Genomic DNA, 13,367 nt, shown 5'->3' on the forward strand with positions numbered 1-13,367 from the left:
AGCTTATGCGGCGTCAGCGTCGGTCTGGCTGGCGGCCGGGCGCGGACGACGCGGCAGCGGAAAAGCCTCGCTCTCATAGAGCGAGCGGATGCCGTTCTGGTCGAAACGGGCTTCCTCGACCTGGAGATAGGCGCCGTTCAGCGAGTCCGCCGGCAGCTGCTCCATCGCGAACTGCACGGCCTCGGCAGCGGTGCCGAAACGGCGGTAGGCGAAACCCGCCCGCTTCTTCTTGCGGATCGCGGCGGGGAACAGTTCGGCGGATGTGTTATAGTTGAACGGACGCAGGGGACGCATGGTCGACGACCTCTTGTGTTCTTTTCAGTTGGCGTTGCGAAAGGGATTTTGGGGGACGGCGGCCTATTATCGGCGGCGCGCCGTACATGTCATTTCGACCCCTAATATAGGCCTCTTTGACAAAAATGCGACCCCAGAAGAGCCCCTGACAGGGCACATGCTGAATCCGCGCATAGCACGGGGGCCGGCCAGATAAATTCTTTTATTTCAATGGTTTATGGTGCTCAAATCTTGTCGAGCCAGGCCAGGATCGCGACCACGATCAAAATCACCCCGAAAAGGCCCATTCCGGAGTGGCCGAGGCCATAGCCATAGCCGCGAATTCGGCCGCTATAGCCACCCAGCAGGATAATCAGCAGAAGGATGATGAGGATCAGTCCAAGCGACATGGCGCCCTCCTCAGAACAGGCGGCAGCCGCACGGCGAGACGCCTACGGCCCCGCGAACACCGAGCAAAGCACATTCCGGCCTGCGAGTCGTTAAGGCCGTCAGCCGATCACGAGGATGTTGCCGGTGGCCCTGGTGGCTATTTCCTGCCTTCGTCGATCGGCAGCACCTTCAGCGGGGTCGGATAGGGCTCGACCCGCAGCGAGTCGTTGGCGATCAGTCCGACCTTGTGCACCGGCGCCTGTTCGAGATCGCCGGAGGGGGACTTGTGCACGGCGTATTGCCAGACGCTCATCGTGCCCTTCGCAACCAGCATCTTGGCGATGCCGCCGGCATTCTGGCCTTCGACCTCTGCGAGGTCGGCATCGGTCAGGCCGATGACGATCTCGTCCTTGCTGGTGATGACCTTGAACAGCGAGATCTTGTCGGCAGCCAACGCAGGCCCGCTCACCGCGCTCCCGACGATGAGGCCGGCAAGACCGAGACCGAACAAAAGCTTTCCTGGAATCCGTGACATCAAAATTTCCTTCGTTTGACGCGCAGGTCACCACGGCCAAAACAAAACCCCGCGCGACCGGTTCTTGGTCGCGCGGGGCGGAGAAATTGTTCGACGTGAGGCCAGGATATTTGCCCAACCCACTGTCGTCATTGCCGGGCTTGACCCGGCAATCCATCGCAGAGAAAGGCTCTCTCCTTGATGGATGCGCGGGTCAAGCCCGCGCATGACAAAAATCGCAGCCGTTACTTCTTCTCGTCGAGCTTCAGCGCCGCCGAGTTGATGCAGTAGCGCAGGCCGGTCGGGCCGGGGCCGTCGTTGAAGACGTGGCCGAGATGGCCGTCGCATTTCGAGCACAGCACCTCGGTGCGGATCATGCCGTGGCTCATGTCGCGCTCCTCGTCGACATGGCTCTCGACCGCGGGCTTGGAGAAGCTCGGCCAGCCGCAGCCGGAATCGAACTTCTGGTCGGATTCGAACAGCGTCTGCCCGCAGCCGGCACAGACATAGGTGCCCTTGCGGGGATCATGCTCGTATTCGCCGGTGAAGGGCCGCTCGGTCGCTTTCTCGCGCAGCACGGCGTACTGCATCGGCGTCAATTCCTTGCGCCACTCGGCTTCGCTCTTGCGGATCTTGCCGTCGGTCTTGGTATCGGACATGGAAACTCCCTTGTTGGTTGTCATTGCGAGGAGCTCGCGACAAAATTGCAAGGCAATTTTGCGCTGAAGCGACGAAGCAATCCATCTTTCCGCTTGCCGCGGCATGGATTGCTTCGCTTCGCTCGCAATGACGGGAAGCGTCGCCTCAGTTGGTGACCTTGGTGCTGCCCACCAGCGTCGGCTTCTCGATATAGTTCTCCGCGAAGATCTTCTTCAGGTTCTCGACCTTCGGGATGTCGTTATAGGCAATATAGGGCTGGTTCGGGTGCAGCGTCAGATAGTCCTGGTGGTAGCCCTCCGCCGGATAGAACGCCTCCAGCGCGCCGACCTTGGTGACGATCGGCTTCTTGTAGACCTTGGCCGCGTTGAGCTGGACGATATAGGCGTCCGCGACCTTCTTCTGCTCGTCGCTGGTGGTGAAGATCGCCGAGCGATATTGCGTGCCGGAATCGGGGCCCTGCCGGTTCAGCTGGGTCGGGTCGTGCACGACGGAAAAGAAGATCTGCAGGATCTTGCCGTAGGAGATCTTCTGCGGGTCGTACTTGATCTCGACCGATTCCGCATGGCCGGTGGTGCCGGTCGAGACCTTCTCGTAATCGGCGCTTGCCTTGCTGCCGCCGGAGTAGCCGGACACCGCGCTGACGATGCCGGCGGTGTGCTGGAATACGCCCTGCACACCCCAGAAGCAGCCGCCGGCCAGCACTGCGGTCTTGATGCCGGATTCCGGCGCGCTCGCGGCCGGCGCCGGGATGATCACGGCGTCCTCGGCGGCAAGCGAGGGCGCAACGGCAAAAGCTGTGACGGCCAGCGCGCCGATCGCGGCGGCGCACAGCGAGAGGCGGCTGAGGGAGCTTTTGGGCATGGGTTCCTCGTGGGATCGCAAGTGGGGCCAGTCTAGAGCGGGAGCCGGCATTGGCCAATCAGGCCGGGTGGCTCCGACGCTTCAAAATACGGGCGAGGAGGCGTTTTGTTACGGCGCCGGCCACACGGTTTCGTGAGGGAAATGCGCGTTTGCGAGCGTCATTCCGGGGCGATGCGAAAGCATCGAACCCTCAGGTGCGCAATTGCGCACCGAGAATCTCGAGATTCCGGGTCTGGTGCTTACGCACCATCCCGGAATGACGGCGTCACACCACCACGCTGAGCCGCTTCGCCGCCCGCGTGATCCCCGTGTACAGCCACCGCGCGCGCGAGTCCTGGAAGGCAAAGCTCTCGTCGAACAGCACGACGTCGTCCCATTGCGAGCCCTGCGACTTGTGCACGGTCAGCACATAGCCGTAGTCGAACTCGTCATAGGGCTTGCGCTGCTCCCACGGCACGCCCTCGACGCCGCCGTCGAAGCACTCGCCGCGCACCGAGACCTTGGTGACCTTGTAGCCGAAATCCTCGTCCGGCATCACGCGCATGGTGATGATCCTGGATTTCGACTGCGCGCGCGCCTTGACCCGCCACAGGCCGCCGTTGAACAGGCCCTTCTTGCGGTTGTTGCGCAGGCAGACCAGCTTGTCGCCGGCGACCGGCAGCGGATCCTCGATGTTCTGCCGCTGCCGCACCCGCATGTTGTAGGCGCGGCGGGTGTTGTTGCGGCCGACCAGCACCTGGTCGGCGCTCATCACGCGGTCCGGATCGAGCTCCTTGCGTGACACCACCTCGCTCTCGCCATGGCGGCCGATCTCGAGCTCGCGACCCTCGCGGATATCCATCGACATCCGCACGATCGGATCGTCCTGCGCCTGGCGGTGCACCTCGGTCAGCATCGCGTCGGGCTCGGCATCGGTGAAGAAGCCGCCGCCCTGGATCGGCGGCAATTGCGCGGGATCGCCGAGCACCAGCAGCGGGCAGTCGAACGACATCAAATCGCGGCCGAGCTCGGCATCGACCATCGAGCACTCGTCGATCACGATCAGCTTCGCCTTTGATGCCGGGGCATCGTCCCAGAGCTCGAAGCTCGGCTGCTCGACGCCGGACTCGCGGGCGCGGTAGATCAGCGAATGGATCGTCGAGGCGCTGTCACACCCTTTGTTGCGCATCACGAGCGCCGCCTTGCCGGTGAAGGCCGCGAACTTCACCTCGCCGTCGACACCTTCGGCGATGTGGCGGGCGAGCGTGGTCTTGCCGGTTCCGGCATAGCCGAACAGGCGGAACACCGGCGGCGTGCCATTCTGGCCGGGCTTGGCCTTCAGCCAGTCGGCGACGGCTTTCAGCGCAGTGTCCTGATGCGGCGTGAACGTGGTCATGGGCTTTCGGAAGAGTGAGCGCGCGACCGATAGCGCCGCGACTCAGGCCAGCACAAGCTAAACATTCATGCGTTCCGATCAAGCCGTCTCCCGCTGCGCGGAATTGGGGTTTCGCCCCCGAGGCTAGACTTGATCCGGAGCGCCACTAGACTGCCCCAAAACAACAAGCGGTCGAGACCACGATAAGTGGTCGAGCAAGCGACCTTGGGAGTGACTCCATGAAATTCGGCATCTTTTACGAGCTGCAACTGCCGCGCCCCTGGAACGACGGCGACGAGCTCAGGCTCTACCAGAACGCGCTGACGCAATTGGAAACCGCCGACCGGCTCGCTTACGACTACGCCTGGGTCGTGGAGCACCACTTCCTCGAGGAATATTCGCACTCGCCGGCGCCGGAATCCTTCCTTGCCGCCGCGAGCCAGCGCACCAAACACATCCGGCTCGGCCACGGCATCTTCCAGCTCACCACCAATCATCCCGCCCGCGTCGCCGAGCGGGTCGCGGTGCTCGATCTCCTGAGCAACGGCCGCTGCGAGTTCGGCATGGGCGAGAGCGCTTCGATCACCGAGCTGACGCCGTTCGGCCGCGACATGGAGACCAAGCGCGAGGTGTTCGAGGAAGCCGTGCAGGCGATCTTTCCGATGTTCAGCAAGGTCGGCACCGAGCATCACGGACAATATTTCGATATCCCGCTGCGCAATGTCGTGCCGAAGCCGGTGCAGAAGCCGCATCCGCCGCTCTGGATGGCATGCTCGCAATTGCCGACCATCGAACGCGCCGGGCAGAACGGATTTGGCGCGCTCGGCTTTCAGTTCGTCAGCGCCGAGGCGGCGCATGCCTGGGTGCACGCCTATTACAACGCGATCACCAAGCGGCTGAAGAAGCTCGCCGACTACAAGATCAATCCGAACATGGCGCTGGTCTCGTTCTTCATGTGCGCGAAGACCGACGAGGAAGCCCGCCGGCGCGCCGACGGCGCAACCTTCTTCCAGTTCGCGCTGCGCTATTACGGCCAGGCACAGAACCGGCAACGCCCGGCGCCCGGCACCGTCAACATGTGGGACGAGTACAACAAGTGGAAGCGGGACAATCCGGAGGCGCAGGAGGCCGCGCTGCGCGGCGGCCTGATCGGCTCGCCCGAGACCTTGCGCAAGAAGCTGCGGCGCTTCCGCGCCTCGCATATCGATCAGGTGATCCTGCTCAACCAGGCCGGCAAGAACACCCATGAGCACATCTGCGATTCGCTCGAGCTGTTCGCGAAAGAAGTGATGCCGGAGTTCCAGCACGATCCCGAGCACGATGCCTGGAAGAAGGGCGTGCTCGATGGCTCGATTAAGCTCGAGGAGATCGACACCCAGGCGTTCACGGACCGCTATGGTAAACTCGCGGTCAATGTCGGCTCGAAGGCAGCAGCTGCGGGCTGATCAATTAATGCGCAGCCGCCTCGCGATCGCGTGAAGAAAATAATTCGCTACACGCGATCCGCGCCTTAAAAGAAACGGCACGCGCGATGCCAGCACCGAAGTGCTGGCATCGCTATTTTTGTGCGGTGCTCGACAGCTTCATTCGCGCGCCCCATCATCCTGACATCGCATGATCGTGCAGCGCGATAGCGCGCTTGATCGTCAGGAGAGTTTGGAATGAAGCGTCGTGAGTTCCTCCAGCTGTCGCTCGTCACGGCCGCCGCCGCTGCGCTGTCACGCGGTGCGAAGGCGCAGGCGGACGCGAAGGAAATTCGTATCGGCTACCAGAAGAACGGCGTGCTCGTTATCACGCGCCAGCGCGAGGCCTTGGAAAATCATTTCAAGCCGCAGGGCATCGGCGTGAAATGGGTCGAGTTCTCCTCGGGCCCGCCGATGATGGAAGCGATGAATGTCGGCAGCGTCGATTACGGCGCGGTCGGCGATTCCCCGCCGATCTTCGCGCAGGCCGCGGGCGCGGCCATCGTCTATGCCGCGGCGCAGCCCATCATCAACGGGTCCGGCATCCTGGTGCCGCAGAATTCGGCGATCGCGTCAATCGCCGATCTCAAGGGCAAGCGCGTCGGCTTCACCAAGGGATCGAGCGCGCACAATGTCGTGATCCAGACGCTGGAGAAGGCCGGGCTCACCTATGACGACATCACGCCGGTCTATCTGACGCCGCCGGACGCCGGTCCGGCCTTCGCCAATGGCGGCATCGATGCCTGGGCGATCTGGGATCCGTATTTCGCGATCGCCGAGACCAGGCAGAACGGCCGCATTCTGGTCAAGACGCGCGACATCACCAAGACCAACTCGTTCTACATCGCCAACCGCGACTTCGCCCGCAATCGCGGCGCGGTCCTGCAGCAGATCGTCGATGTCACGACGTCGAGCGCGGCATGGGCGCAGGCGCATCCCGACGAGGTCGCCAAATCGCTGGCCGCCGTCACCGGCGTGCCGCTCGATATCCAGACCATCGCGGCGAAGCGGGCGGGCTTCTCGGTCGGACCCGTGACCGACGACATCATCGCGACCCAGCAGGGCGTCGCCGACCGCTTCTTCAAGCTCGGCCTGATCCCGAAGCAGATCGCGATCCGCGACATCGTCTGGCGCAATCCCCAGACCTGATCGGCGCGCGTTTGGTCATTTCAATGCAGAGGATAGTCCCATGACGCGTTTATTTCGACGCTGGATCGCCCGCGCGGTGCTGTCGCTCAGCATCGTCGCCGCAACCGTCAGTGCCTCCTACGGCCAGGAGAAAGTGGTCCGCATCGGTTACCAGAAATACGGCAAGCTGGTGCTGCTCAAGAGCAAGGGCTCGCTCGAGGAAAAGCTGAAGGCGGTCGGCACCAAGGTGGTGTGGACCGAGTTTCCGTCCGGGCCGCCGCTGCTCGAGGCGCTCAATGTCGGCGCGATCGATTTCGGCAACACCGGCGAGGCGCCGCCGATCTTCGCGCAGGCCGCCGGCGCGCCGATCCAGTATGTCGCCTACGAGCCGCCGGCGCCGAAGGGCGAGGCGATCCTGGTGCCGAAGGACAGCGCGATCAAGTCGGTCACTGACCTGAAGGGCAAGAAGGTCGCGCTGAACAAGGGCTCCAACGTCCACTATCTCTTGGTGAAGGCGCTGGAGAAGGCCGGCGTCAAATATTCCGAGATCGAGCCGGTGTTCCTGGCGCCGGCCGATGCACGCGCGGCGTTCGAGCGCGGCGCGGTCGATGCCTGGGTGATCTGGGATCCGTTCCAGGCCGCGGCGGAGGCTGCGACCGGCGCCCGCACGGTCGCCGACGGCACCGGCATCGTCGCGAACTATCAGTTCTACTTCGCCTCGAAGAAATTCCTGCAGGCCGATCCGAAGATCGTCGAGCTCGTGCTGGCGCAGCTGAGCGAGGTCGACGACTGGGCCAAGGGCGATATCCACGCCGTTGCCGAGCAGCTGGCGCCGAGCATCGGCCTGTCGGTGCCGGTGGTCGAGGTCGCGCTGAAGCGGCAGGCCTACGGCATCAAGCCGGTCACCGATGCGGTGGTCGCGGACCAGCAGCAGGTCGCCGACACGTTCTTCGCGCTCGGCCTGATCCCGAAACAAATCAAGATTTCCGACGTCGCATGGAGGCCGGGCACGTGAGCACCCCAACCAACGCCAACATCCTCTGGTTCCTGCCGACCCACGGCGACAGCCGCTATCTCGGCACGTCAATCGGCGGCCGCGAGGTGAACTTCAATTATCTGCGCCAGATCGCGCAGGCCGCGGATCAGCTCGGCTATTACGGCGTGCTGTTGCCGACCGGGCGGAGCTGCGAGGATTCCTGGGTGGTGGCCTCTGCCGTCGCGCCCTGGACCGAACGCCTGCGCTATCTCGTGGCGGTGAGGCCCGGCCTGCAGTCGCCGAGCGTCGCCGCACGGATGACCGCGACGCTGGACCGGCTGTCGAACGGCCGCCTTCTGATCAACGTCGTCACCGGCGGCGATCCGATCGAGAACAAGGGCGACGGCATCTTCTTAGGTCACGACGAGCGCTACGCGGTGACCCGCGAGTTCCTCAACGTCTACAGCGATCTGCTGGCGGGCAAGACCGTCAATGTCGAAGGCGAGCACATAAGGATCGAGGACGGCCGCCTGCTGTTCAATCCGGTGCAGTCGCCGCGGCCGCCGCTGTATTTCGGCGGCTCCTCGGATGCCGGCATCGACGTCGCGGTCGACACCGTCGACAAATATCTCACCTGGGGCGAGCCGCCGGCGCAGGTCGCCGAGAAGATCGCCAAGGTGAAGGCGGTGGCGGCGCAGCGCGGCCGCAAGCTCTCGTTCGGCATCCGCCTGCATGTGATCGTGCGCGAGACCAACGCGGAAGCGTGGCGCGCCGCCGACGAGCTGATTCAGTACGTCACCGACGACACGGTGGCCGCCGCGCAAAAGATCTTTGCGCGGATGGATTCGGTCGGCCAGCAGCGCATGGCGCAGCTGCATGGCGGCCGCCGCGACAAGCTCGAGATCAGCCCGAACCTGTGGGCCGGCGTCGGCCTGGTGCGCGGCGGGGCCGGCACCGCGCTGGTCGGCGATCCCGAGACCGTCGCCGCGCGGATCAAGGAGTATCAGGAGATCGGCGTCGATACCTTCATCATGTCGGGCTACCCGCATCTCGAGGAAGCCTATCGCTTCGCCGAATTGGTGTTCCCACTGCTGTCGCTGGCGCAGGGCGGCAACGTGACGCCGATCCGCGTCAACACCGGGCCGTTCGGTGAGACCATCGGCAACGACTATCGTCCGCAGAAGCAGGCATCGCAATCATGAGTCTCATCGACAGTCTCCCGCGCCGCAAAGCGTTTTCGAGCGAAGTGGATGCCGGTTCGCGTGAAGAAAACGCGTCAAAACAAAAATCTGGAGCTCCGTTCCGATCCCATCGGAACGGAAACAGCTCCAGCGCGCCGAAACTCCCGAAGGTCGACGGCTTGATCCCCTGGATCGTGCCGCTGGCGATCGTGCTGGTGTGGCAGCTTGCTTGCGTCACCGGCTACGTGCCCTCGCGGGTGTTGCCGGCGCCGACTGACGTCGCGGTGGCGGGATGGAAGTTGCTGCTGTCCGGCGAACTGGTCCGCAACATCTGGGTCAGCTTCTGGCGCGCCTCGATCGGCTTCTTGATCGGCGGCGGCATCGGCTTTGCCTTCGGCCTCGCCAACGGCCTGTCGCAGCTGTCGGCAAAGCTCACCGACACCACCTTGCAGATGGTGCGCAACATTCCGCATTTGGCGCTGATCCCGCTCGTCATCCTGTGGTTCGGCATCGACGAGTCGGCCAAGCTGTTCCTGGTTGCGCTCGGCGTGTTCTTCCCGATCTATCTCAACACGCTGCACGGCATTCGCACCGTCGACCCGCAGCTGATCGAGATGGGCCGCATCTACGGTATGACCGACGGCGAGCTGTTCCGCCGGGTGATCTTCCCCGGCGCGCTGCCCTCGATCTTCGTCGGCCTGCGCTTCGCGCTCGGCATCATGTGGCTGACCTTGATCGTCGCCGAGACCATCGCGGCCTCGTCGGGCCTCGGCTACATGGCGATGCAGGCGCGCGAGTTCATGCTGATCGACGTCGTCGTGCTCTCGATCCTGATCTACGCCTTGCTCGGCAAGCTCGCCGACAGCGCCTCGCGGGCGCTGGAGCGGCTGACCCTGTCGTGGCATCCCGCCTTCCAGAAGAAGTGAGAATCAGAATGCAAGAAGCGCTTCGTTTCGAAACCGCGGAAGCCGAGCCGGTCGACCGCACCGAGATCGTCGTGAAGGCGAGGCAGTTGCGGCGCGTGCCGGAAGGCGCGGCCCGCGGCCTGTCGCTGACCATCCGCGGCCTGCGCAAGGCGTTCGGCGACACCGAGGTGCTGCGCGGCATCGACCTGCACATCCCGGCCGGCCAGTTCGTCGCGATCGTCGGCCGCAGCGGCTGCGGCAAGAGCACGCTGCTGCGTCTGATCGCCGGCCTCGACGCGCCGACGGCGGGAACCATCGCCTTCGGCGAACCGCCGCGGGCGCAGGACGTGCGCGTCATGTTCCAGGAGCCGCGGCTGCTGCCCTGGGCGCGGGTGCTGTCCAATGTCGAGGTCGGGCTGGGGCGCGAGCGCTCGTCTGCTGATGCACAGGCGCGCGCCGAGCGCGCGCTGGTCGAGGTCGGACTCGGCGACAAGCGCACCCAGTGGCCGTCGGTGCTGTCGGGCGGGCAGAAGCAGCGCGTGGCGCTGGCGCGGGCGCTGGTCAGCCAGCCGCGCGTGCTGGCATTGGACGAACCGCTCGGCGCACTCGATGCGCTGACGCGGATCTCGATGCAGCAACTGCTGGAGCGGGTCTGGCGCGACCAGGGCTTCACCGCGATCCTGGTGACGCATGACGTCGCCGAGGCGGTCGCGCTCGCCGACCGCGTGCTGGTCATCGAGGACGGCCGCATCGCCGAGGATGTCACGATCGACCTGCCGCGGCCGCGCCGGCGCGGGTCAGCCGAACTCGCCGCGCTGGAGGGCGAGATCCTGAAGCATCTGCTCGAAGGCAGCGAAGACAGTCTGTGAGGTCGCCATGAATTCCATCGTCCGCAATGTTTCGATCGTATCAGCGGTTGCGGCCGCCGAATTCCGCGGCGCGATGCGTCACCTCACCGGCGGCGTCAGCGTGATCACGGCCGGCCGGGCCAAGGATATCTCGGGAATGACGGTGACCTCGGTGTCGTCGCTGTCGGTCGAGCCGCCGTCCTTGATCGTCAGCATCAACCGCGCGGCCTCGTCATGGCCGCTGATCGCGCGCCATGGCGTGTTCGGCGTCAACATCCTGGCCGCGGATCAGCGCGACATCGCCGAGCGCTTCACCGGCAAGGGCGGCCTGAAGGGCGCGGACCGCTTCACCGGCGCCGAGTGGACGACGCGCGCGTCAGGCGTCCCGCTGCTGGTCGGCGCGTTGACCGCGGTTGATTGCGAGGTCGAGGAGACCATCGAACGGCATTCGCACGTGATCGTCATCGGCCGCGTGCTCGACGTGATCGCGTCAGAGCGCACCGCCGCGCTGGCATATTGGCACGGCGAGTATGTCGCGATCGACCATGAGGAAGACGCCGCGCGGCTGGCTGAGGTCAGCCTGCCGTCGCGTCATGTTCATGTGTGAGGGCCGCGTTAGCGCGCGGTGCTTATCCGGATCGGACTTTAGAAAACTGCGCTCAGCGATGCCGGGCTGTCGATGATCACATTGCTGCCGCGGACGCCAGCCCATACAGCCTGGATGGTCTGAGCTGCATTGGCCAGCGGAATGCCAACGACGAGCGTGGTCGGGATACGGCCAAAGCTCGACGGGGTCTCGTTATAGGTGAAGCTTGCGACGACCGGCGAGACCGTGCCATTGACGGTGACTCCGAACACGCCGCCCGGAATATCGTTGCCCGTGGCGTAGGGATTCGGAACGTTAAGGGTGATGATCGCGGTGGTGCCGACGCCCTCCGGAATCGTCAGGCTGAGGCCTTGCATCGGCGTTAAAGTCGCGGAGGTCGTGGACAGGGTGCCGCTGGTCTGCGCATAAAGGGCCATATCACTCTCCAGTTGTCTAAGAATGTAAACGCAATAGGAGATTGAATAAGGCAACCTGCCGCAAGATTCAAGGGATGAACGGCGCCGAGGCCGGCGCGGCATGTTGGCTGTGGCGCTTTCCCAATCGGCGCATTAAATGGCGCGGATGTTTCGGAGAGGTGACCGTTGGATGAAACGCGTGGGAACCTGGCTGTTCTATCTCGTCGGTGCGATCGCCGTCGCCTATCTCGCGCTCTATGCCTATGTGACGTTCACCGGTCGCGACATCACGCCCGGCGATCCGATCCGGATCTTCCGCAAGCCCGACGCGCCCAGTTATTCGTGAGGCGAGGCAAACGGCGGGACTTAATCCGTCGCTTCCCGTGCTCAGCCGGCGTTCGCCATGCGCTGATAGTCGGGCGCGCCATTGCCGGCCGGGGTGATCGGAATGCCGCCGTCGGCATATTCGTTCAGCTTGTTGCGCAGCGTGCGGATCGAGATGCCGAGGATGTTGGCGGCATGGGTGCGATTGCCGAGGCAGTGCTTCAGCGTCTCCAGGATCAGGTCGCGCTCGACATCGGCGACCGTGCGGCCCACCAGCGCGCGGGTGACCTGCTCGGCGGCCAGCGTGGCGTGCGCGACCGCGGGCGCGGTCTTGGCGAGGTCGAGGCGGTCGCCGTCGGGGGTCAGGATCGCCTCAGCGCCGATCTCGTCGCCCTGCGCCATCAGGACCGCGCGATGGATGGTGTTCTCGAGCTCGCGGACGTTGCCCTGCCAGCGGTTCGCGGTCAGGATGCGGCGGGCATCAGTCGAGATCGGACGGACCGGCATGCCGTTGGCCTCGGCATATTTCCTGGCGAAATGCTGCGCCAGCTCGAGGATGTCGGCCGGGCGGTCGCGCAGCGGCGGAATCTTCAGGTTGACGACGTTGAGGCGGAACAGCAGGTCCTCGCGGAAGGTGCCTTCGCGCACCGCCTCCGAGAGGTTGCGGTTCGAGGTCGCGATGATGCGGATGTCGACCGGGACCGGCTTGGTGCCGCCGACGCGGTCGATCACGCGCTCCTGGATCGCGCGCAGCAGCTTGGACTGCAGCCGCACGTCCATCTCGGAGATTTCGTCGAGCAACAGCGTGCCGCCGGTCGCTTCCTCGAACTTGCCGATGCGGCGCGCGACCGCGCCGGTGAAGGCACCCTTCTCATGGCCGAACAGCTCGGATTCCAAGAGGTGCTCGGGGATCGCGGCGCAGTTGATCGAGATGAACGGCCGCTTGGCGCGGGCCGAGCGGGAATGGACGTAGCGCGCCAGCACTTCCTTGCCGGTGCCGGACTCGCCGGTGATCATGACGGAGGCGTCCGAGCCCGCGATCTGCTGCGCCAGCTTGATCACCCGGCCCATCGCCTCGTCGCGGTAGATCAAATCGCGCGCGTCATTGGCGACCGCGGCCAGCACCGCTGCGATCAACTCGGGGTCCGGCGGCAGCGGGATGTATTCCTTGGCGCCGGCATGGATCGCGGCGACCGCGGCGCGGGCGTCGTTGGAGATGCCGCAGGCGACGATCGGCACGTGGATGTGCTCGGCGTCGAGCCGCATCACGAGGTCGCGGATGTCGAGACCGACATCGACCAGCAGGAGGTCGGCGCCCTTGCCGCCGCGCAGCACGTTCATCGCCTGTTCGGCGGCCTCGGCGTGGGTCACGGAGGCGCCGTTGTCCATCGCGATCTTGGTCGCGGTCGTGAGTTGGCCCTTCAGGGTGCCAACGATGAGAAGCCGCATGATGATCTCCTGTTCGTCTGGTCGCGCAGGTCCCGCGCG

The 13,367-nt window shown here is 64.7% G+C and carries 16 protein-coding genes; 8 read left to right on the forward strand and 8 right to left on the reverse strand.

Features of this window, described 5'->3' with window-relative positions; all coding sequences use genetic code 11:
- Positions 1 to 3 precede the first annotated feature (3 nt).
- From J2R78_RS22715 to J2R78_RS22740, 6 genes are all read right to left on the reverse strand, one after another.
- On the reverse strand, positions 4 to 294 hold the full coding sequence (locus J2R78_RS22715; RefSeq protein ID WP_016844322.1) for a hypothetical protein: 291 nt from the start codon (positions 292 to 294) through the stop codon (positions 4 to 6).
- 224 nt (positions 295 to 518) lie between these two features.
- The gene (locus J2R78_RS22720; RefSeq protein WP_016844323.1) at positions 519 to 683 is read right to left on the reverse strand and encodes a DUF3309 family protein; all 165 of its coding nucleotides are present in this window, start codon (positions 681 to 683) and stop codon (positions 519 to 521) included.
- A gap of 137 nt (positions 684 to 820) precedes the next feature.
- Positions 821 to 1,198 (reverse strand): hypothetical protein, encoded by a 378-nt coding sequence (locus tag J2R78_RS22725; RefSeq protein ID WP_253606911.1) that lies wholly within the window; start codon positions 1,196 to 1,198, stop codon positions 821 to 823.
- 224 nt (positions 1,199 to 1,422) lie between these two features.
- Positions 1,423 to 1,836, reverse strand: coding sequence for a peptide-methionine (R)-S-oxide reductase MsrB (msrB, locus tag J2R78_RS22730; protein WP_253606912.1), 414 nt, complete (start codon positions 1,834 to 1,836; stop codon positions 1,423 to 1,425).
- A gap of 145 nt (positions 1,837 to 1,981) precedes the next feature.
- Positions 1,982 to 2,698, reverse strand: coding sequence for a peptide-methionine (S)-S-oxide reductase MsrA (msrA, locus tag J2R78_RS22735; RefSeq protein WP_253606913.1), 717 nt, complete (start codon positions 2,696 to 2,698; stop codon positions 1,982 to 1,984).
- 265 nt (positions 2,699 to 2,963) lie between these two features.
- Positions 2,964 to 4,073 (reverse strand): ATP-dependent RecD-like DNA helicase, encoded by a 1,110-nt coding sequence (locus J2R78_RS22740; protein ID WP_057017316.1) that lies wholly within the window; start codon positions 4,071 to 4,073, stop codon positions 2,964 to 2,966.
- A gap of 218 nt (positions 4,074 to 4,291) precedes the next feature.
- Here J2R78_RS22740 and J2R78_RS22745 point away from each other — a divergent pair, with 218 nt between their 5' ends.
- The 7 genes from J2R78_RS22745 to J2R78_RS22775 all read left to right on the forward strand — a co-directional run bounded on the left by J2R78_RS22745 (position 4,292) and on the right by J2R78_RS22775 (position 11,160).
- On the forward strand, positions 4,292 to 5,497 hold the full coding sequence (locus J2R78_RS22745; RefSeq protein ID WP_253606914.1) for an LLM class flavin-dependent oxidoreductase: 1,206 nt from the start codon (positions 4,292 to 4,294) through the stop codon (positions 5,495 to 5,497).
- A 216-nt stretch (positions 5,498 to 5,713) separates the two neighbouring features.
- Positions 5,714 to 6,664 carry a sulfonate ABC transporter substrate-binding protein gene (locus J2R78_RS22750; RefSeq protein ID WP_253606915.1) on the forward strand — a complete coding sequence of 317 codons (951 nt, stop codon included), beginning with the start codon at positions 5,714 to 5,716 and terminating at the stop codon, positions 6,662 to 6,664.
- Positions 6,665 to 6,704: 40 nt separating this feature from the next.
- A complete protein-coding gene (locus tag J2R78_RS22755; protein ID WP_253606916.1) occupies positions 6,705 to 7,658 on the forward strand; it encodes a sulfonate ABC transporter substrate-binding protein in 954 nt (317 codons plus the stop codon).
- A complete protein-coding gene (gene ssuD, locus J2R78_RS22760; RefSeq protein WP_253606917.1) occupies positions 7,640 to 8,821 on the forward strand; it encodes an FMNH2-dependent alkanesulfonate monooxygenase in 1,182 nt (393 codons plus the stop codon). The genes J2R78_RS22755 and ssuD overlap by 19 nt, the downstream gene beginning before the upstream one ends.
- 158 nt (positions 8,822 to 8,979) lie before the next feature.
- Complete coding sequence (locus tag J2R78_RS22765; protein ID WP_057017321.1) at positions 8,980 to 9,726, forward strand: ABC transporter permease subunit; 747 nt, start codon at positions 8,980 to 8,982, stop codon at positions 9,724 to 9,726.
- Between the two features lie 8 nt (positions 9,727 to 9,734).
- Positions 9,735 to 10,574, forward strand: a complete 840-nt coding sequence (locus J2R78_RS22770; protein ID WP_253606918.1) for an ATP-binding cassette domain-containing protein — start codon at positions 9,735 to 9,737, stop codon at positions 10,572 to 10,574.
- A 7-nt stretch (positions 10,575 to 10,581) separates the two neighbouring features.
- Positions 10,582 to 11,160 (forward strand): flavin reductase family protein, encoded by a 579-nt coding sequence (locus J2R78_RS22775; RefSeq protein ID WP_253606919.1) that lies wholly within the window; start codon positions 10,582 to 10,584, stop codon positions 11,158 to 11,160.
- A gap of 38 nt (positions 11,161 to 11,198) precedes the next feature.
- Here the strand turns inward: J2R78_RS22775 and J2R78_RS22780 are convergent, their stop codons facing one another.
- Entirely contained in the window at positions 11,199 to 11,576 is a 378-nt protein-coding gene (locus J2R78_RS22780) for a hypothetical protein (protein ID WP_253606920.1), read from the reverse strand.
- A gap of 169 nt (positions 11,577 to 11,745) precedes the next feature.
- Here J2R78_RS22780 and J2R78_RS22785 point away from each other — a divergent pair, with 169 nt between their 5' ends.
- Positions 11,746 to 11,901: a hypothetical protein gene (locus J2R78_RS22785; protein ID WP_016844338.1), complete on the forward strand. Its 156-nt coding sequence runs from the start codon at positions 11,746 to 11,748 to the stop codon at positions 11,899 to 11,901.
- A 41-nt stretch (positions 11,902 to 11,942) separates the two neighbouring features.
- Here the strand turns inward: J2R78_RS22785 and J2R78_RS22790 are convergent, their stop codons facing one another.
- A complete protein-coding gene (locus J2R78_RS22790; protein WP_225161424.1) occupies positions 11,943 to 13,328 on the reverse strand; it encodes a sigma-54-dependent Fis family transcriptional regulator in 1,386 nt (461 codons plus the stop codon).
- Between the last annotated feature and the right edge of the window lie 39 nt (positions 13,329 to 13,367).

The sequence above is a fragment of the Bradyrhizobium sp. USDA 4538 genome, from assembly GCF_024171045.1.
In the GTDB taxonomy this organism is placed as follows: Bacteria; Pseudomonadota; Alphaproteobacteria; order Rhizobiales; family Xanthobacteraceae; genus Bradyrhizobium; species Bradyrhizobium australafricanum.